17 protein-coding genes are annotated in these 19,561 nt (G+C 70.3%); 16 read left to right on the forward strand and 1 reads right to left on the reverse strand.

Features of this window, described 5'->3' with window-relative positions; translation table 11 throughout:
* The first annotated feature begins 55 nt into the window (after positions 1-55).
* From LGM89_RS24865 to LGM89_RS24940, 16 genes are all read left to right on the forward strand, one after another.
* Entirely contained in the window at positions 56-1,327 is a 1,272-nt protein-coding gene (locus LGM89_RS24865; RefSeq protein WP_226274239.1) for an MFS transporter, read from the forward strand.
* A 71-nt stretch (positions 1,328-1,398) separates the two neighbouring features.
* Entirely contained in the window at positions 1,399-2,289 is an 891-nt protein-coding gene (locus LGM89_RS24870) for an amidohydrolase family protein (RefSeq protein ID WP_226205264.1), read from the forward strand.
* 8 nt (positions 2,290-2,297) lie between these two features.
* The gene (locus LGM89_RS24875; protein WP_089499004.1) at positions 2,298-3,188 is read left to right on the forward strand and encodes an isocitrate lyase/PEP mutase family protein; all 891 of its coding nucleotides are present in this window, start codon (positions 2,298-2,300) and stop codon (positions 3,186-3,188) included.
* A 7-nt stretch (positions 3,189-3,195) separates the two neighbouring features.
* Positions 3,196-4,581: an MFS transporter gene (locus tag LGM89_RS24880; RefSeq protein ID WP_373452576.1), complete on the forward strand. Its 1,386-nt coding sequence runs from the start codon at positions 3,196-3,198 to the stop codon at positions 4,579-4,581.
* Between the two features lie 173 nt (positions 4,582-4,754).
* Entirely contained in the window at positions 4,755-6,167 is a 1,413-nt protein-coding gene (locus LGM89_RS24885) for a KamA family radical SAM protein (RefSeq protein ID WP_089499002.1), read from the forward strand.
* Positions 6,164-7,309 (forward strand): NAD(P)/FAD-dependent oxidoreductase, encoded by a 1,146-nt coding sequence (locus LGM89_RS24890; protein ID WP_226274241.1) that lies wholly within the window; start codon positions 6,164-6,166, stop codon positions 7,307-7,309. Before LGM89_RS24885 ends, LGM89_RS24890 begins: the two co-directional genes overlap by 4 nt.
* Positions 7,306-8,661, forward strand: a complete 1,356-nt coding sequence (locus LGM89_RS24895) for a lysine N(6)-hydroxylase/L-ornithine N(5)-oxygenase family protein (protein WP_226274243.1) — start codon at positions 7,306-7,308, stop codon at positions 8,659-8,661. Before LGM89_RS24890 ends, LGM89_RS24895 begins: the two co-directional genes overlap by 4 nt.
* A 15-nt stretch (positions 8,662-8,676) precedes the next feature.
* Complete coding sequence (locus LGM89_RS24900; protein WP_226274245.1) at positions 8,677-9,942, forward strand: ATP-grasp domain-containing protein; 1,266 nt, start codon at positions 8,677-8,679, stop codon at positions 9,940-9,942.
* A gap of 13 nt (positions 9,943-9,955) precedes the next feature.
* Positions 9,956-11,551, forward strand: a complete 1,596-nt coding sequence (locus LGM89_RS24905) for a methionine--tRNA ligase (protein WP_226274246.1) — start codon at positions 9,956-9,958, stop codon at positions 11,549-11,551.
* Entirely contained in the window at positions 11,548-12,729 is a 1,182-nt protein-coding gene (locus LGM89_RS24910; RefSeq protein WP_089498997.1) for a CaiB/BaiF CoA transferase family protein, read from the forward strand. Before LGM89_RS24905 ends, LGM89_RS24910 begins: the two co-directional genes overlap by 4 nt.
* Positions 12,716-13,066: a cupin domain-containing protein gene (locus LGM89_RS24915; RefSeq protein WP_226274247.1), complete on the forward strand. Its 351-nt coding sequence runs from the start codon at positions 12,716-12,718 to the stop codon at positions 13,064-13,066. Before LGM89_RS24910 ends, LGM89_RS24915 begins: the two co-directional genes overlap by 14 nt.
* Positions 13,056-14,225, forward strand: coding sequence for an NAD(P)/FAD-dependent oxidoreductase (locus LGM89_RS24920; RefSeq protein ID WP_226274248.1), 1,170 nt, complete (start codon positions 13,056-13,058; stop codon positions 14,223-14,225). Before LGM89_RS24915 ends, LGM89_RS24920 begins: the two co-directional genes overlap by 11 nt.
* Positions 14,177-15,100 carry an AEC family transporter gene (locus tag LGM89_RS24925; RefSeq protein WP_089498994.1) on the forward strand — a complete coding sequence of 308 codons (924 nt, stop codon included), beginning with the start codon at positions 14,177-14,179 and terminating at the stop codon, positions 15,098-15,100. Before LGM89_RS24920 ends, LGM89_RS24925 begins: the two co-directional genes overlap by 49 nt.
* Positions 15,101-15,176: 76 nt before the next feature.
* On the forward strand, positions 15,177-16,088 hold the full coding sequence (locus LGM89_RS24930; protein ID WP_089498993.1) for an amidohydrolase family protein: 912 nt from the start codon (positions 15,177-15,179) through the stop codon (positions 16,086-16,088).
* A gap of 155 nt (positions 16,089-16,243) precedes the next feature.
* Positions 16,244-16,531, forward strand: a complete 288-nt coding sequence (locus LGM89_RS24935; RefSeq protein ID WP_039369252.1) for a DUF1330 domain-containing protein — start codon at positions 16,244-16,246, stop codon at positions 16,529-16,531.
* A 58-nt stretch (positions 16,532-16,589) separates the two neighbouring features.
* Positions 16,590-17,051: a hypothetical protein gene (locus LGM89_RS24940; RefSeq protein WP_144023189.1), complete on the forward strand. Its 462-nt coding sequence runs from the start codon at positions 16,590-16,592 to the stop codon at positions 17,049-17,051.
* 144 nt (positions 17,052-17,195) lie between these two features.
* On the opposite strand, the gene LGM89_RS24945 is transcribed toward LGM89_RS24940, so the two are convergent.
* Positions 17,196-18,896 (reverse strand): dihydroxyacetone kinase family protein, encoded by a 1,701-nt coding sequence (locus LGM89_RS24945; RefSeq protein ID WP_226274252.1) that lies wholly within the window; start codon positions 18,894-18,896, stop codon positions 17,196-17,198.
* Between the last annotated feature and the right edge of the window lie 665 nt (positions 18,897-19,561).

Raw genomic sequence — 19,561 nt, forward strand, 5'->3', positions numbered from 1 at the left:
CTCCGGTAAGCGGCGCGACGACGCGGCGCACGGCGACGACACGAGGAGACCTCCGTTGAACTGGACGCGCGAACTATCGACGACCGAACGGCGCACGTTGCGCGGCTGCTTTGCCGGCTGGGCGCTCGACGGCCTCGATACCCAGATGTTCAGCCTCGTGATTCCGGCGCTGCTCGCGACCTGGAGCATCGGCAAGGGGCAGGCCGGCCTGATCGGCGGCGCGACGCTCGTGTCGGGCGCGCTGGGCGGCCTGCTGGCCGGCGTGATCGCGGATCGCTACGGGCGCGTGCGCGCGCTGCAGATCACCGTGTGCTGGTTCTCCGCATTCACGTTCCTGAGCGCGTTCGCGCAGAACTTCGAGCAGTTGCTTGTGCTGAAGGCGCTGCAGGGCCTCGGTTTCGGCGGCGAATGGACGGCGGGCGCGGTGCTGCTCGCCGAGACGGTCGGCGCACGCCATCGCGGCAAGGCGATGGGCGTCGTGCAGAGCGCGTGGGGATTCGGCTGGGGCGCGGCGGTGCTGCTGTACATGATCGTGTTCGCGTGGCTGCCGGCCGAATGGGCGTGGCGCGTGCTGTTTGCGATCGGCGCGCTACCCGCGCTGCTGGTGCTGTATATCCGCCGTGCGATTTCCGAGCCGCCGCGCGCGCACCCCGCGCGGGTGCACGCGGACGATGCGCCGACGGTGGGCATCTTCGACCGTTCGGTGCTGCGCGCGACGATCGTCGGCGGCCTGATCGGCGTCGGCGCGCACGGCGGCTATCACGCGATCACGATCTGGCTGCCGACCTACCTGAAGACCGAGCGGCACCTGTCGGTGCTCGGCACGGGGGCGTATCTCGCGGTCGTGATCGTCGCGTTCGTCTGCGGCTGCTTCGTCAGCGCCTATCTGCAGGACCGGATCGGCCGGCGCCGCAACGTGATGCTGTTCGCCGCGTGTTGCGCGGTGACGGTGAACCTGTACGTATTCCTGCCGCTGAACGACATCGCGATGCTGCTGCTCGGGTTCCCGCTCGGCCTGTTCTCGGCCGGCATTCCGGCGACGCTCGGCACGCTGTTCAACGAGCTGTATCCGCAGAACGTGCGCGGGCGCGGCGTCGGCTTCTGCTACAACTTCGGCCGCATCGCATCGGCCGGCTTCCCGGTGCTGGTCGGGCACATGGGCGCATCGATGCCGCTCGGCACGGCGCTCGGCATCGATGCGGGCATCGCATACGGGCTGGTCGTGATTGCGGTGTGGTTCCTGCCGGAAACGCGCGGGCGCCGGTTGCCCGACGCGGTGGCCGGGCCCGGCGCCGACGGCGACGTGCAGGCCCGCGCCTCGCTGTAGTTTTCGTCCTTCGTTCATTCCGTCGCCCGTCACCCGCGATGCGGGCCGGGTACATCTTGCAGGCAGTCGTCATGGATCGAGCAGTGAATCCGCCGGTTGAGCCGGTTTCATCGGTGCCGAATGTCACCGCGTGGTACGCATCGGCGGCCGCCGTCGCGGCGATCGACGCGCATGCGCACGTGTTTGCGCGCGGTCTGCCGCTCGCGCCGGTCGTGCGCCATGCGCCCGATTACGACGCGTCGCTGGACGCGTACGTCGCGCATCTCGCCGCGCATGACATCACGCATGCAGTGCTGGTGCAGCCGAGCTTTCTCGGCACCGACAACGCGTTCTTCGTCGACGTGCTGCGGCGCTACCCGAGCCGCTTTCGCGGCGTCGCGGTCGTGGATCCGGGGATCGACGACGACGCGCTCGCCGCGCTGGACCGCGCGGGCGTCGTGGGCATGCGGCTCAACCTGGTCGGCCTGCCGATTCCGGACTTCGGTACGCGGGCATGGCGCGCGCTGTTCGCGCGCGTCAATGCGCTCGGCTGGCATGTCGAGATCCATCGCGATGCGGCCGACCTGGATGCGATCGCCGCGAGCCTGCTCGCGCAGTCGTGCACGCTCGTGATCGACCATTTCGGCCGCCCGTCGCCGACGCTCGGCGAGCGCGATCCCGGCTTCCGCCACCTGCTGTCGCTCGCCGACACCGGGCGCGTGTGGGTCAAGCTGTCGGCCGCCTATCGCAACAGCCTGGCCGGCGACGGCACCGACGCGGCGCTCGGCGCCGCGCAGGCGCTGCGCGCCGCGTTCACGGCGGAGCGGCTCGTGTGGGGCAGCGACTGGCCGCATACGCAGCATCGCGAGCGTGTCGATTTCGGCGCGACCTGCGCGGCGCTCGAACGCTGGCTGCCCGACCCCGGCGAGCGCACGCGCGTGCTGCGCGATACGCCGCTTACCCTGTTCCGTTTCGACCAATGAGGCCCTGCATGACCGATCACACCGCCCTTCGTCGCGCCGCGTTCCGGCGCAGCATCGCCGCCCGCGAGGGATTGCTCGTTGCCGGCACGTTCAACGCGCTGAGCGCGCGGATCGCCGCCGATCTCGGCTTCGACGCGCTGTACCTGAGCGGCGCGGGTGTCACCAACATGTCGCTCGGCCTGCCGGATCTCGGCTTCGTCGGGCTCGGCGAGCTGGCCGAGCACACCGCACGCGTGCGCGACGCCGTCGACCTGCCGCTGATGGTCGATGCCGATACGGGTTTCGGCAACGCGCTGAACGTGCTGCATACGGTGCGCACGCTCGAGCGCAGCGGCGCGGACGCGATCCAGCTCGAGGACCAGGTATTGCCGAAGAAATGCGGCCACTTCGCGGGCAAGGAAGTGATCCCGGCCGCGGAAATGGTCGGCAAGCTGAAGGCGGCCGTCGACGCGCGCGTCGATCCGAACCTGCTGATCGTCGCCCGCACCGATGCGGCGGCCGTGCACGGCATCGACGACGCGATCGAGCGCGCGCACCGCTACGCGGCGGCCGGCGCCGACGTGCTGTTCATCGAGGCGATGGACACGCCGGAAGACGTCGAGCGGTTGCCCGCACTGTTCGATACGCCGCAGCTCATCAACATCGTGATCGGCGGCAAGACGCCGACCCGCTCGCGCGACGAACTGGCGCGCCTCGGCTATGGCGTGGTGCTGTATGCGAACGCCGCGCTGCAGGGCGCGGTGCGCGGGATGCAGGCGGCCCTGACGACGCTGCGCGACACGGGCCGGCTCGACGAGGATCCGGCGCTCGTCGCGCCGTTCGCCGAACGGCAGCGGCTCGTCGACAAGGCGCGCTTCGACGGGCTCGACGCGCGCTACGCGGCCGCACGGCAGCCGTAACGCCCGCGTGCGGCACGGGCGGCCGCAAGCCGGCCGCCCGATCCAGAACGAACAGGAGACAACCTTGGCAACTTCCCCCACCGGGGCGGCAGGCGGGCCGCCGCGCATCGGTTCGATCGTCGGCGGCCTGGCCGGCAACCTGATCGAGTGGTACGACTTTCTCGCGTACAGCATCTTCTCGATCTACTTCGCGCCGGCGTTCTTTCCGGCCGACCGGCCGACCGTGCAGCTGATGAACACCGCGGCGATCGCGGCGGTCGGCTATGTCGCGCGGCCGGCGGGCAGCTGGCTCGTCGGCCTCTATGCGGACCGGCGCGGGCGCAAGGCCGCGCTGACGAAATCGGTGCTCGCGATGTGCGCGGGATCGATGCTGATCGCCGTCACGCCCAGCTACGCGACGATCGGTGTGCTCGCGCCGGCGCTGCTCGTCGCCGCGCGGCTGCTGCAGGGGCTCAGCATGGGCGGCGAATACGGCACCAGCGCGACTTACCTGAGCGAGATCGCACCGCCGAACCGGCGCGGTTTCTACGTCGGCTTCCTGCAGGTGAGCGTGGTCGCCGGACAGCTCGTCGCACTCGGCCTGATGCTCGCGATGCAACGGATCTTCGCCGGCACGCACGACCTCGAACGCTGGGGCTGGCGGATTCCGTTCTTCGTCGGCGGCGTGCTCGCGCTGTTCGCACTCTACATGCGCCGCAACGTCGTGGAGAGCGACGCGTTCATCGCCAGCCGGGCGCGCGCGACGAAGACGCGCATGACGGCCGACCTCGCGGCACACTGGCGCGAGCTGCTGCTCGCGATCGGCATCACGGTCGGCGGCACCGTCGCGTTCTACACGTACACGGTCTACATGCAGAAGTACCTCGTCAACTCGGTCGGGCTGCACAAGGAAACGGCGACCTGGATCTGCACGCTTGCGCTGCTGCTGTACATGCCGCTGCAGCCGCTGTTCGGTCTCGTATCGGACCGCGTCGGCCGCCGGCCGGTGCTGCTGTGGTTCGGAATCGGCGGCACGCTGCTGTCGGTGCCGATCTTCACCGCACTCGGGCACGCGCACGAACCGCTCGCCGCGTTCGCGCTGGTCTTCGCGGGGCTGGTCGTGCTGAGCGGGTTCACATCGGTGCACATGCTGGTGAAGGCCGAGCTGTTTCCGCCGCAGATCCGCGCGCTGGCGGTCGGGTTGCCTTATGCGCTGACGACGGCGATCCTCGGCGGCACGACCGAATTCGTTGCGCTGCGGCTGAAGGCGAGCGGCAACGAGACGATGTTCTTCTGGTACGTCGCCGCGTGCGCGGCGATCTCGCTGGTCGTGTACTGGCGGATGCCGGAGACCCATCCTGCCAGGCGTGTGCGGGCTGCGCGGCCAGCGGTGGGCGCCGCCGCGCCGCGCTGAATTGGTGCGCAGCAGCATGCGAAACGCTTATGGATAAATAACACGGCGGTAATGCTTCGCTTCGGCAATTGCTTCTAGTATCTGCAGGACGTCGACGGGCTGCCTGGCCGTCGGCGGCGAGCAGCAAGACACACGACATACATTAGTACATCTAAAAAAATGGAGTCGAGTCAATGATCGAACTATCCGAGGGCCAACGGATATCCGCGCGCGATGGCGTGCAGGGCGGCGCGCCGCCGCGTCAGTCGATACCGGTGCATCCGGTGTTCAAGGCGTACAACCGCTCGAAGCTGGACGACATCCCGCAGCTCGCGGCGCTCCCGCCGCGGATGCGCGAGGAGATCGGGCTGGTCGCGCGGGTGCTGCCGTTCAAGGTCAACCGCTATGTGGTCGAGCAGCTGATCGACTGGACCCGTGTGCCGGACGATCCGCTGTTCCGGCTGACGTTTCCGCAGCCCGACATGCTCGCGCCCGAGGACCTCGAGCGACTGGCCGTGCTGTCGCGCGACGCGGCACGCCACGCGGAACTGGACGCGCTGGTCGGGCGCCTGCGCGCGCGGATGAACCCGCATCCGGCGGACCAGCGGCTCAACGAGCCGGAACTGGACGGCGAACCGTGCCCGGGCATCCAGCACAAGTACGCGCAGACGGTGCTGTACTTTCCGAGCCATGGGCAGACCTGCCACGCGTACTGCACGTTCTGCTTCCGCTGGCCGCAGTTCGTCGGCGATGCAACGCTGAAATTCGCGTCGAGCGAAGCGGCGCGGCTGCACGCTTACCTGCGCGCGCACGGCGAAGTGACCGACCTGCTGATGACGGGCGGCGACCCGATGGTGATGAGCGCGGCACGCTTGCGCGAATACCTGACGCCGCTGCTGGAGCCGGGGCTCGAGCATGTCGGCAACATCCGGATCGGCACGAAGGCGCTGACCTACTGGCCGTACCGCTTCGTCAGCGATCCGGATACGCCCGAGCTGCTCGCGCTGCTGCGCACGCTGGTCGACGCGGGGCGCAACGTGACGGTCATGGCACACCTGAACCACTGGCGCGAGCTGTCGACGGAGATCGCCGAGCAGGCCGTGACGAACCTGCGCCGCATCGGCGTCGTGATCCGCTCGCAGGGGCCGGTGCTGCGTCACATCAACGACGACGCCGACGTGTGGCGGCGCAACTGGGTCGGGCAGGTGCGGCTCGGCATCGTGCCGTACTACATGTTCGTCGAGCGCGATACCGGGCCGCGCGCCTATTTCGAGCTGCCGCTCGCGCGAGCGCTCGACATCTACAACACGGCGATCGCGTCGGTGTCAGGGCTCGCGCGCAGCGCGCGCGGCCCGTCGATGAGCGCGGGCCCCGGCAAGGTCGAGGTCGCCGGCACGCTCGACCTGCACGGGCAGCGCTACTTCCTGCTGAATTTCCTGCAGGCGCGCGATCCGCGCTGGCTGCGCAGGCCGTTCCTCGCGAAGTATTCGGCAACGGCCTGCTGGCTCGACCAGCTCGAACCGCCGGACGGCGATCCCGCGTTCTTCTTCGACGCGCCGTACCGCGCATTCGTCGACGCGCACCAGCACCAGCCGGAGCACGCATGATGGCGCCCGGCAAACGAACCGCCGACGTCGCGATCGTCGGCGGCGGTTATACGGGGTTGTCCGCCGCAATCCATCTGGCGGAGCAGGGCGCGACGGTCGACGTTTGCGATGGCGATCCGCCCGGCGACGTCCCGAGCGCATTCAACTTCGGTTCGGTCGCGAGCGTCGCGCCGGCATTGCCGCGCGGCCCGGGTTCGGCCGCGCAGGCGCAGGCCGCCGAGCGCGAGGCGGCGCAGGCGATCGCGTATCTGGCGCGCTTCGTCGACAGCCGCGGCCTCGCGTGCGGCTGGGCGCATCCGGGCCACATCACGCTCGCGTGCGACGACGCGTCGGCGGCGCAGCTGGCGCGCCGGTTCGACCACTACGCGGCACAACCGGACGCGCGCGTCGCATGGCTCGATGCACCGGCGGTCGCGCAGGAAACCGGTGCGGCGCATGCGATCGCCGGGCTGTTGAACCTGCGTTTCGCACTGATCCGGCCACGCGCGCTGCGCGATGCGATGCGGATGCGGGCCGCGCGGCTCGGCGTGCGGATCCGGCGCGGCGCCCGCGTGCACGCGCTGCGGCTCGCGCCGGAGGCAGCCGCGCTCGACCTCGACGATGCGACGCTCGCCGCCGGCACCGTGCTGGTGTGCGCGGAGGACGCGTGGTCGTTGCTGCCGGACGACGTCCGTCCGCCGCTCGAACGGTACGGCACGCACCTGCTCGCGACCTGCGTGCTCGACGACGCGATGCAGCGCCGCATTTCGCGGCAGCCGCGCGTGTACGGCACGCTGTCCGCCGACAAGGACTACTTCCGGCTCGACGACCGCGGGCGACTGCTGTTCGGCAGCCGGCTCGGCCTTGCGCCGGACCTCCCGCCTGCGGATGCCGAAGCCGCATTGCGCGCGCGGCTGGCGACGTATTTCCCGGCGCTCGGGCACGTGAGCGTCGAGCGTGTGTGGTCCGCGCCGCTCGGCTTCACGGCGCACGGTGTGCCGTATGTCGGCACGGCCGGGCGGCTGGGCTGGTGCGGCGGCTATTGCGGCAGCGGGATCGCCACGGCGGTTCGTGGCGGCGCGGTGCTCGCCGGCCTCGTGCTCGGCCACGCCGGCAGCGCCGTTCTTCACGATTCGATCACCGGTGCCGGGGAGGCGCGATGAACACTTTCGACATTCAGACGCTCGATGGCGCCAAGCCGCGGGCCCTTACCGGGGCGGAGGTCGACGTGCTCGGGATCGGGGTCGGCCCGTTCAACCTGAGCCTGGCGGCGCTGCTGGCGCCGCTGGACGGCCTGCGTTCGCTGTTCGTCGAGCGCAAGCCCGAGTTCCGCTGGCATCCGGGGCTGATGCTCGCCGATTCGTCGCTGACGACCAGCTTCCTGAAGGACCTCGTGACGCTGGCGGATCCGTGCAGCCGCTACTCGTTCATCGCGTTCCTGCAACGCACGGAGCGCCTGTACTCGTTCGCGAACGCGCGTTTTCCGACCGTGCGCCGCCGCGAGTTCGAGCAGTACATGCAATGGGTCTGCGCGTCGCTCGACAACCTGCGGTTCGACTGCGAAGTCGAAAGCGTCGTGCGGGACGGGGGCGCGCTGCGCGTCACGACCTCGCACGGCGTCGTGCGTACCGCGAACCTCGTCGTCGGCGTCGGACTGCGCCCGACCCTTCCCGCGTGTGCACGGCCGCACCTGGGCACCGACGTGCTGCATTCGTCGCAGTTCTGCACCGTGCGGCCGGCGCTCGCCGGCCGGCGTGTCGCGATCGTCGGCGGCGGCCAGAGCGGCGCCGAACTCGCGCTGCACCTGCTCGGTCTGACGGGCGATGCGGCGCCCGCGCATGTCGCATGGCTGACCCGGCGCGAGAATTTCCTGCCGATGGACGATTCGCCATTCGTCAACGAATGGTTCGTGCCGCAGTACAACGAACATTTCTCGCGGCTGTCTCCGGAGCGCAAGCGCGACGCGCTCGACACGCAGCGCCTCGCGAGCGACGGTGTCACGCTGCCGCTCCTGACGGCGATCTACCAGCGGCTCTACGAGATCACGCACATCGAAGGTCGCACCGGCTATTGCGCGCTGATGCCCGGCCGCAACATGGCCAACCTGCATCGCGCGGACGGCGGCTACGTGCTGAGCGTCGACGACGGCACCGGCGTGCACGCGCCGCTGCATGCCGACGTCGTGCTGCTCGCGACGGGGAGCGAATTCCAGATGCCGGGCGCGCTGGAATCGCTGCGCTTCGAGATGCACACGCGCAATGGCGTGCCGGAGCTCGACGACGACTATGCGGTGCGCTGGAACCGGCCGAGCGCCGCGCGGATTTTCTTCCAGAACGCCGCGCGCACGACACGCGGTATCGCGGACCCGAACCTGAGTCTCGCCGCGTGGCGCAGCGGCCGGATCGCGAATGCGATCGCGGGCGCATCCATCTACGAAGTCGGCACGCCGCCAGGCTTCGTCGACTGGCCGCACGGCGACGCGCCGCACGCTGCCACCCAACAATTCGTGAACTGACAGGAGCACACCGCCATGACCCATGCACCGGCCATGCTGTATCTCGACACGCGCGCGCTTCCGGGCGAGCGGATCGCCGAAATCGACGCGGCGCGCGGCCTCGGGCTCGACCTGTATGTGGCGACGCCGACGCCGGACGCGTTCCGCTCGTTCGGCTGCGCCGGCATCATTCCGACCCGGCTCGGCGATTACGACGCTGCCGAGCGGACCATTCTCGACTACCTGCGCGAACGTCGCGTCGAGCTGTCCGGCGTCGTCGCGTGGAAGGACCTCGAAGTCGTGCTCGCGAGCCGGTTGTCGCATCGGCTCGGGCTGCGCGGCACGGCGCCGGACGCCGCGCTCAACGTGCGCGACAAGGCAGCGACCCGCCGCGTGCTGGACGCGGTGCCGAACGCGAACCCGCGCTACGCGGTGGTCGGCAATGAAGCCGAGTTCACCGCCGCGCTGAAGCGGATCGGCGCGCCCGCGCTGCTGAAGCCGGCCGGCAACTCCGGCAGCCGCGGCATTTTCCCGGTCGACGTGCGCGACGACCCCGCCGAGGTGTATCGCGCATTTCGCGCATACAACTCGCCGGAGAAGGGCGAGATGTTCAGCCTGTACGGCGATCATGCGCTGCTCGAGGAACTGCTGACGGGCAGCGAGCACTCGGTGTCCGGCGTCGTCGCGCACGGCCGCGTCGCGATCAACGCGATCATCGACAAGACCTTCGACCGGTCGATCCCGATCCAGTACGAGAACGTGACGCCGTCGCTGCTGCCGGCCGACACGCAGGCGGCCATTCGCGACATGGTGCGCGCGGGCGTCGCGGCAACCGGCATCGACTGGTGCGGGTTCCACGCGGACGTGATGGTGACGCGCGACGGGCCGAAGATTCTCGAGATCGGCGGCCGACTCGGCGGCGAGTTCATCAACTCGCACCTGATCCCGTACAGCGTCGCGGGCTTTTCGCCCTATCGCACGGTGCTCGATCTCGCGCGCGGCGCGATCGACGGCCCGCTCGACGACCGGCTCGGCACGGCGTCGACGCGCGCGGGCCAGCGCATCGTGATGCCGCCCGGGCTTGGCCGCATTGCCCGCGTCGAAGGTTTCGAGCGACTGTGGCGCCGGCCCGAACTGCGTTTCCTGCAGGTCGTCGCCGGCAAGGGCGCGCAGATGGCGCTGCCGAAGGACGTGTTCAAGGCGTACGAGATCGCGTACCTGATCGCGCAGTGCGAACTCGACCGCGATATCGTGGCGCTCCTGCGCGAGCTCGCGGCCGACGTGACCGTCACGCTGGACTGAACCGGAGACCATCATGGCGATCGACACGATCTGCGATCCGCGCCACTACCTGCTCGTGCCGGCGATGCCGGCGCCGAACGGGCGCCTGCACCTGGGTCATATCGCGGGCCCGTACCTGCGGCTCGACATGCTCGCGCGCCACCTGCGCAGCCGCGGCGAATGCGCGCGCATCGCGTGCGCGAGCGACCCGTACGATTCCTATATCCCGCTGCGCGCCGGGCAGGCCGGCGTCGACGCGGCGGCGCTCGCGCGGCAGAGCTGCGCGGGCATCGTCGACGATCTCGCCGACATGAACATCGACGTCGACCTGTTCGTCGATCCGCTCGGCGATGCGCATCACGACGCCTACCTCGCCGCGCACGACGGGCTCGTCGCACGGCTGGTCGCGCAGCGGTGCGTGTCGACGGTGCGTGAACGCCTGCCGTATTCGGCCGCGCGCGCGTGCTACGTGACCGGCAGTTTCCTGCTCGGCCGGTGCCCGCAGTGCGCGCGCGACGTCTCGGGATTCTTCTGCGAGGACTGCGGCGCGCATTTCCAGCCGGAGGACGTGCAAGAACCGTCGGCGCGCTGGGGCGAGACGCTGGCGATGCGCGAACAGGACAACCTGTTCTTCGACATCGCGGAGCCCGCCGCGCTGGTCGCGCAACTGGCGGGCACCGAAACCGCACCGGTGTTCGTCGACATCGCGCGCCGCCATCTCGACCGCGACGGCGCGCGCTTTCGCATGACGAGCCATGCCGGCTGGGGGCTGCCGTACGCGCTGAACGGCGAGCCGCGCACGCTGTTCGGCCATGGCCTGCTGTTCGGCGCGATCCGTTTCGTCGGCGATCTCTATGCGCGCAAGCACGGGCTGCGCGCGAACCCGTTCGACCGCGACTCGGACGTGATCACCGTGAACGGATTCGGGATCGACAACTGCGTGTCGCACCTGGTCGGGATCCAGGCAATGGCGATGGCCGACGGCGTGTCGAAGCCGTTCGACCGCTTCGTGATCAACCATTTCTATACGCTGGAAGGGCGCAAGTTCTCGACGAGCCTGCGCTGGGCGATCTGGGTCGAGGATCTCGCGGCCCGCACGCGCGTACCGTCCGACGCGGTGCGCTTCTTCGTCGCGTCGACCAATCCGGTCGACGCGCGCACCGACTTCGATCGCGATGCGTTCTGCCGGTTCGTGAACGGGCCGTATGCGACCGTGCAACGGCATGTGGCCGAGGCGATCGGCGGGCCGCTCACGGCGCGCGCGCCGGCCGACGAAGCGGCGCGGGCGGCAGAAGCGGCGTGGCGCGACGCGCAGCGCGCGATGGATTTCGCGACGTTCGACCCGACCGCGCTGGCCCGGATCGTCGAACGCTGGAGTGCGCGCTTCGACGGCGCGCGTGCGGCCGGCGACCTGTACGGCTGGACGAAGGGCTTCGCGCTGCTTGCGTACCCGCTGATGCCGGCGCTCGCGCGGACCGCGTGGCGCGCGCTCGGGTTGCGCGGCGAACCGAACGCGGGCGATTTCGCGCGGCTGTCGTCGCCGGTCGTCACGCCGCTGGCGAGCTTCGATCCGGTCACGGCGGGGGAACTGGCGGCGGTGCTGCCGCCCGGCATGCGGGAGGTCGCATGATGGAAGGCGCACTCGAAGGGCTCGTGATCGTCGACCTGACGCGCGTGCTGGCCGGCCCGTTCTGCACGATGCTGCTGGCCGACCACGGCGCGCGCGTCATCAAGGTCGAACGCCCGTCGACCGGCGACGATGCACGCGCGTACGGCCCGTGGTACGGCGGCAAGTCGGCTTACTTCGCATCGCTCAATCGCGGCAAGGAGAGCATCGCGCTCGACCTGAAGGACCCGGCCGACCGCCGCGTGCTCGACGCACTGCTCGAGAAGGCGGACGTCGTCACCGAGAACTTCCGGCCCGGCACGATGGCGCGCATCGGCTACGACTGGGACACGCTGCATGCGCGCTTTCCGCGCCTGATCTACGGTAGCGCATCGGGGTTCGGCCACACGGGACCGTTTCGGGATCACCGTGCGTACGACATGATCGTCCAGGGGCTCGGCGGGATCATGAGCGTGACCGGCGAGCCCGGGCGCATGCCCGTGCGGGTCGGGCCGTCGATCGGCGACCTCGCGGCCGGCCTGTTCCTGACGACCGGGCTGCTGATGGCGCTCGTGCGGCGCGGCCGGACCGGGCAGGGCTCGAAGGTCGACATCGGCATGTTCGACTGCCAGCTCGCGCTGATGGAGTATTTCATCGGCCGCTATTTCGCGACCGGTGAAGTCACCGGGCCGGTCGGCAGTTATCGGCCGGCGATCGCGCCGCCGTTCGGCGTCTATCGCGCGGCGGACGGCCCGCTCATCATCGCGGCCGGCAACGACAAGCTGTTCCGGCTGCTGTGCGACGCGCTCGGCGTGCCGGCGCTCGCGGCCGACCCGCGCTTCGCGGGCGGCGAGGCGCGCAAGGATCACGAGGCAGAGCTCGAACGCACGCTCAACGACCTGCTGGCGGCGCACGACGTCGAGCACTGGTGCGAGCGGTTCGCGCGTGCGGGGCTGCCGGCCGGCCCGATCAACCGTGTCGACCAGGCGGTCGTCCATCCGCAGACGGCCGCGCGCAACATGCTGATCGACGTCGACGATCCGGATGTCGGCCCGTACCGGCTCGTGGGGACGCCGATCAAGATATCGGGTTGCCCCGATCCGGCCACCCGCCGGGCCGCACCGGCGCTCGATCGCGACCGCGACGCGATTCTCGCGGAACTGGGCCTGGTCGGGGAGGAGGTGCACGATGAGCGCGCGTAAGTTTCCGCATGTCGACGCGTTGCCGCCGGAGTCGCATGTGCCGGGCGTCGTGCTGCGCCAGGCCGATTTCGCCGGGCTCGGCGACGGCGAGATTCCGTTTCGCGGCGGCCTGTTCACGGTCGAGCCGAATTGCACGTCGCGGCTGGATGTTCACGCGGTGCGCGAATGCTGGATGATCGCGCAGGGCAGCGGCCGGCTGACCTACGACGGCGAGTCCGTGCGCGTGTGCGCCGGCGACGTGCTGTATTTCGAATCGCACCGGTCGCACCAGGTGCAGAACGACGGCGCGACGCCGCTCGTGATCAGCACCGTCTGGTGGCAAGCCGATGCGGGTTGATCTCGCGATCGTCGGCGCGGGCGTGACGGGCGCGACGATCGCGCACGTGGCGGCGCGGCATGCGGGTGCGCTGCGCATCGCCGTGTTCGATGCGCGGCCGTTCGTGCAGACCGCGACGGCGCTGTCGGCGGGCGTCGTCACGCCGTTTTGCGGCATCGGCGAACGGCGTGCGCGATCGCAGGTCGCGAACGCGTATTACGGCGCGTGGGCGCGGGCCGGACGCTGCGTGCGCGACGCGCCGTTCGCCTTCGTTGCGGCCGCATCCAACGCAGGCGGCCCGCTGTTCGCGACGCCGGTGCCGGCCGATACGCCGGATGCCGGCGACGCGCTGCTCGGCGCGTTGCCCGACGGCGTGCGTCTTTGGCGCGCCGGCCGTGCATGGCTGGTCGACGTGCCCCGGCTGGTCGCGCACTACCTGACGGGCGCGCGCGCCGTCGCGCGTTTCGACGCGCCGGTTACACACGTGACGCGCCATGCCGGCGGCTGGACCCTCGTGGCCAACGGCGTGACGCTGCACGCCGACCGGCTCGTCCGCGCGAGCGGCCCGTGGCCGGCCGTCGATGGCGAAGCCGACGACGACGCGCGCGGCGAAGCGCGACCGGACATCGTCACGAAGAAGATCGTCGCATTCGATGTCGACGGGCGCGCATTGCCGCCGGCACCGGACTCGCCGGTCGTCTACCTGCCGGACGCACAGGCGTTTCTCGCGCCGGTGCACGCGCGGCGCGGCTGGTTGCTGAGCATCACGTCGCACGCATGGGGGTGCGCCGCCGGCGCGCGCGTCGCGCCGAGCGCCGACGAGCGCGCACTGGCACAGGGGCTGCTCGCGCGTCATTTTCCGGGCCTGCGCGACGCGCACCTCGCCGCGCGCGTGGCGGTGGACGGCTACACGACCGACCGCAATCCCCGGGTCACACCGATCGGCCGAAACGGCTGCGCGGTGGCGGGCGCGTCGGGCTCCGGCGTGCGTTTCGCACCGGCGCTCGCGTATGAAGCGCTCGCCGCCGTCGGGTTGCCGTTCGACCCCGATCCGGACACGACCGCGCCCGAGCCGCCGCTTCTCGAACGCGCCGATTCACTGGTTTCCTCCTTCACCGAACCTGTTCAGCCATGCATACCGAACTCGCCTGGGTTGCCGTCGCACCCGCCTTCGCACTGATCTGTATCGGCGTCGCGGTGCGTCGCATCGCGCTGGTCGATGCGGCATTCTGGCCGTCCGCCGAGAAACTGACCCATTACGTGCTGTTTCCCGCGTTCCTCGTGCATTCGATCGGACTGGCCGGGCCGCTCGATGCGTCGTCGAAGTCGACGATCCTGCTGCTGACGGGCCTCACGCTCGCGGTGCTGGCCGCCGTCGTGCTCGGCTGCCGGCTGTGCGCGGTGCCGCATGCGTCGTTCACGTCGATCGTCCAGGGCTCGATCCGCTTCAACAGCTACATCTTCCTGTCGGTCGCGTCGGGGTTGCTGAGCCCTGCGGATTACGGGATCGCGGCGGTGGTCGTCGCGTACATGGTCGCGATCTCGAACACGCTCGTGCTGCTGTCGTTCGAGCATGGCCAGGCCGGCGGCCGCGGGCTCGTGGGGATCGTCGGCAAGGTGGCGGCGAATCCGCTGATCGTCGCGAGCGCGTTCGGGATCGTGCTGAACCTGACCGGCTGGCGGTTGCCCGCCGCGCTGGACCAGACCGTCGACGTGCTCGGCGGCGCCGCGTTGCCGTTGAGCCTGATCTGCGTCGGCGCCGCGCTGCGGCTGCCGTTGCCGCGCAAGGAAGCGGCGCTCGTGCGGGCGGGGCTCGTGACCACCGCGATCCGGCTGGTCGGGTTTCCGCTGCTCGCGCTGACCGCGACGAAGGCGTTCGCGGTGTCGCCGCTGTCCGGGAACCTGATCCTGCTCTATTCGGTGCTGCCGTGCGCGAGCAATTCGTATGTGCTGTCCACGCAGTACGGCGGCAACCACCGGCTGATGGCATTCGTCGTCGCGCTGTCGACGGTGCTGTCGTTCGTGCCGATTTTCATCGTCGCGCGTGCGATGTAGGCTGACACGCCGCGACGCAGCCGGCGCGGCCCGCATGGCCCGCCGTGCAGAATAACCAACAAGACAGGAGACCCCCATGATTTCGAGGCGCTCGTTCAATCGCGCACTCGTCGGACTCGCGATGGCCGAGGTGCTCGGCGGATGCGCCGGTGCGATCACCGGCACGCGCACGATCACCGGCGTCGACACCCACGCGCACATATTCCTGAAATCGCTGCCGCTCGTGCCGGGCCATCGCTACACGATCGCGTACGACGCGTCGCTCGACCAGTACCTCGCGATGCTCGATCGGCACGACATGTCGAACGGCGTGCTGATCCAGCCGAGCTTTCTCGGCACCGACAACCGCTATCTGCTCGCCGCGCTGCGCGCGCAGCCCGCGCGCTTGCGCGGCATCGTCGTGATCGACCCCGCGCGCGATGCCGAGCAGGTCGCCGCATGGACGCCGCTCGGCGTGCGCGGCATCCGGCTGAACCTGATCGGCGAACGCGATCCGGATTTCGCGGGCGCGGCGTGGCGCGCGTTGCTGCCGCTTCTGCGCCGGTACGGCTGGCAGGTCGAGCTGCATGCGGAAGCCGCGCGCCTGCCGGTGCTGATGCCGCCGCTGCTCGACGCGGGCGTCGATGTCTCGCTCGACCATTTCGGGCGGCCCGACCCGCGGCTCGGGATCGACGATCCGGGCTTCCGCTATCTGCTGACGACGGCGGCGAGCCGGCGCGTGTGGGTCAAGGTGTCGGGCGCGTACCGGAACGACCGTGCCGATCGCTGGCAGGCGTCCGGCCTGACCGCGATGCGTGCGGTGCGCGAAGCGTTCGGTGCCGAACGGCTGCTGTGGGGCAGCGACTGGCCGCATGTCGGGTACGAGGGCGCGGTCGACGATGCGCTCGCGTACCGGTACATGGAGACGTTGCTGCCGGACGAGGCCGGGCGCCGGCAGGTGCTGGTCGATACGCCGGCGGCGCTGTACCGGTTCGATGCGAAAGCGTGAGCGGGCAGGGTCGGCGCGTTTGGCAGAACCCCTGTAATCTGCACACTGCCCGCGCCGCTATGGGTGCGGCTGCGGCTTGTGCGGCCAGTGCGGTGTTCCGAACGGCACCGCGCGCATCCGGCCCCCTTCCACGCATCGCATCAGGAGCACGTATCTTGGCAACCTACATCGTGTTTACACGGGAAAGCATGCAGGACCAGCAGGAATTCGACCTCTACCAGAGCAAGGTCGGCGCGACGCTCGCCGGGCATCCGGTGAAGGTGCTCGCGGCCTACGGGCCGCAGGAAACGCTCGAGGGCGAAGGCCCGGAAGGCGTCGTGATCGTCGAGTTCCCGTCGAAGGAAGCCGCGCACGCGTGGTATCACGGCCCGGAATACCAGGCCGTCGCCCAGCACCGCTTCAAGGGCGCGCGCTATCGCGCCGTGCTGGTCGAAGGCGTCTGAGCGACGTGCATCGGGTGTGTCCGGCGGCGCGCCGCGACGCCGGACGCCCGTCCCGCCGATGAAACCTTCGACTCCCGCCACCGCGCCCGTTCGCCCGTCGATGGGTCGCGCCGCAACCGTGCTGCTCGCGATCAGCGTCGCGCTTTATCTTGTCGCCATGTTCACCGCGCCGTTCCGCACCGGCGCACCGGCCCCGCATCCATGGGCCGACGGCTGGCAGGTGCTGTTGACGGGCTGGATGGGCGTGCTCGCCGGCATCTATGCATGGCTCGCGAATCCGCTCGTGTTTGCCGCCTGGCTGCTGACCGTGAAGCGCCATCGCGCGCAGGCGGTCGTGCTGGCTGGTCTGGCGCTGCTGTTCGGGATGAGCTTCCTGTCGCAGCACCAGATTGCCGTCGACGAAGCAGGGAACGTCGAACCCGTGCATCTCGACGCGATCGGCTACTGGTGCTGGCTCGCGAGTTTCGCTGCAGCGGCGGTCGGCGCGGCATGGTTGCCCGGGCGGACGAAGACGCGCTGATGGATTGCGGACGCTCGATGCGGAGGTCGACCGAGGTGACGATGCCCGGCATCGCGACGATCCGCGGCATCGGCACGTGACGCGACATCGTGTCTTGCGTGCCGATGCATTGAAGACGCGACGCTGCTGTCGCGCCTCCCACGATCACCCGATGTGCGCCTGCAACGCACGCAGCCAATACGACACCGCCACCGCGCCGCCGTCCGGCGTGCCGATCGCGCGTTCGCCGAGATAGCTTGCGCGCCCGGCGCGCGGCGTCATGCGTGCGGTTTCCTGCGCGCCGTGCTCGGCGGCTTCGACCGCCGCGGCCCACGCACCCGCGGGATCGCGATCGTTGTCGAGCGCCCGCTCGAATGCCGCGACGGCCGGGACCAGCGCATCGAGCATCGTGCGGTCGCCGGCGTGCGCGCCGCCCAGTTCGCTGATCGAATCCACCGCGCCGCGGAACGCCGCGGCCCAGTCGCGCGCCGACGGCTCGGCGACATCGGCCAGCCGGCGCGACGCGCGCAGCAGCGCCGTCGCATAGAACGGGCCGGAGCTGCCGGCGATCGCGCGGCGCAACGCGGCGCCGAGCGCCGAGAGTGCGCCGGCCGGCGTGCCGTACGCGGCTTCCGGCAGCGCGAGGATCGCCTGCGCGGCGCGCAGCATGCTCGCGCCGAGATCGCCGTCGCCGGCCGCCGCGTCGAGGTCGGTCAGCGTCTGCTCGTGATCGATCAGCGTCTGCGCGACCGCGTGCAGCGCCGGTTGCAGGCGCGCGGCCCACGCGCGGCCGGCCGCATCGAGCGGCGGCAACGGCGCTTCCTGCACGGCGGCCGAGGCCACGCGGATCTGCGTATTCACCGCGCCGCCGCCCGGCCATGCGCGCGCCTGCGTCGGCGCGTCGAGCAGCACCGCGCGTTCGTCGTTCAGCCGCAGCACCGAGATCGAGCAGCCGGGCATGTTCAGCGCCGACAGGAACGTGCCGGCCCACGCGCGTGCGACGACGATGCCGCGCCGGTGCAGGTTGTCGTGCGCGGCGCGCAGCACGATCGCGAGTTCCATGTCCGGCGTCGCGCCGAGGCCGTTGACGAACAGCGCGACGCGTTCGCCGCGGTCGAGCACGAGATCGGCGACGATGCTCGACAGCAGCGTGTCGACCAGCGCATCGGCCGGCAGCGGCGCGCGGCGTTCGACGCCTTTCTCGCCATGGATGCCGAGGCCGAGTTCGATTTCGTGATCGCCGAGGCTGAAGCCCGACTTGTCGGCGCCCGGGATCGTGCAGCCGTCGAGCGCGACGCCCATCGTGCCGAGTTCGGTCGCCGCGTCGCGCGCGATCGCAGCGACGCGGGCGAGCGGCAGCCCGCGCGCGGCGGCCGCGCCGGCGAGCTTGTGGATCAGCACGGTGCCGGCGATCCCGCGCCGCTGGCCACGCTCGACGCGGCCGCGCAGCGACACGTCGTCGGCGACGATGACCGTCTCGACCGGAATGCCTTCGGCGCGCGCGAGTTCGGCGGCAAGCCCGAAATTGAGCCGGTCGCCGGTGTAGTTCTTCACGATCAGCAACGCGCCGTTCGGGCCGGCGCTCGCGCGGATCGCGGCGAGCACGGCGTCGGTGGACGGCGACGTGAACACTTCGCCGCAGACGGCCGCGCTCAGCATCCCTTCGCCGACATAGCCGCCGTGTGCGGGCTCGTGGCCGCTGCCGCCGCCGGAGAGGACGGCGACGGGGCGCTGCGCGGGCTCGGGCAGCGGCTGGCGGACGAGCACGTGCTCGTCGCCGAGGATCGCGACATGCGGCGACTGCCGTGCGATGCCTTCCAGCATTTCTCGCACGACATCGGACGGGCGGTTGACAAGCTTTTTCATGGCGACGGGTTCCGGACGGGTGAACGAGGCCTGGCCGGGCCCGCACGGGCGCCGGACGGCCTTTCGTGTTGCGCAGGATCGTGCGGGCGCTGTCGCCGGGGGCAGGCGGTCATGGAATGGATGACCTTCCGCACGGGCGAAGCGACGCGCACGCTTCGCGCCACGATACATCAGGTTCGGACGTTGATGCACGGAGGGCGGCGCATTCCTGGCGAGGCAAGAGATGCCAGTTCGGCCGCGGCGATCTACGGCACATGACTCGCTATATCAACCTCGCTTCCGTGACAGCCGCGTGCAGCGAACCGGTGACGCATCGACTGACCCGAGCGGGGGCGCGGAGAGCGTTGGGAGGCCGCCGTGGTTTCGCCGTTGTCGGGATTCCCGGTAACGTGGCCCGTGCGGGCACGCAGCGCTGCCGATTTCTGCAATCCGACCAGACGACCGACCTTGTCCCCTATCCGGTTGGCCGACATCTGTCGGACGATTGATCCGGCGCGTGCACGGGCGGCCGCAGCCGTCAACGCCGCACTTCTATCGGCAGGTGGGGCGTCGGATTCGAGGGGGCGTGCTCCGCAGTGAGCGCGCTACGGACAACGGATCATGCCCAGGCTCGACTTTGTTCCGTTCCATGGCGGCGCCCAGCCGCTTCGCGTGTCCCTCGGTTC

The organism is Burkholderia sp. AU31624, assembly GCF_020420065.1.
Lineage (GTDB): Bacteria > Pseudomonadota > Gammaproteobacteria > Burkholderiales > Burkholderiaceae > Burkholderia.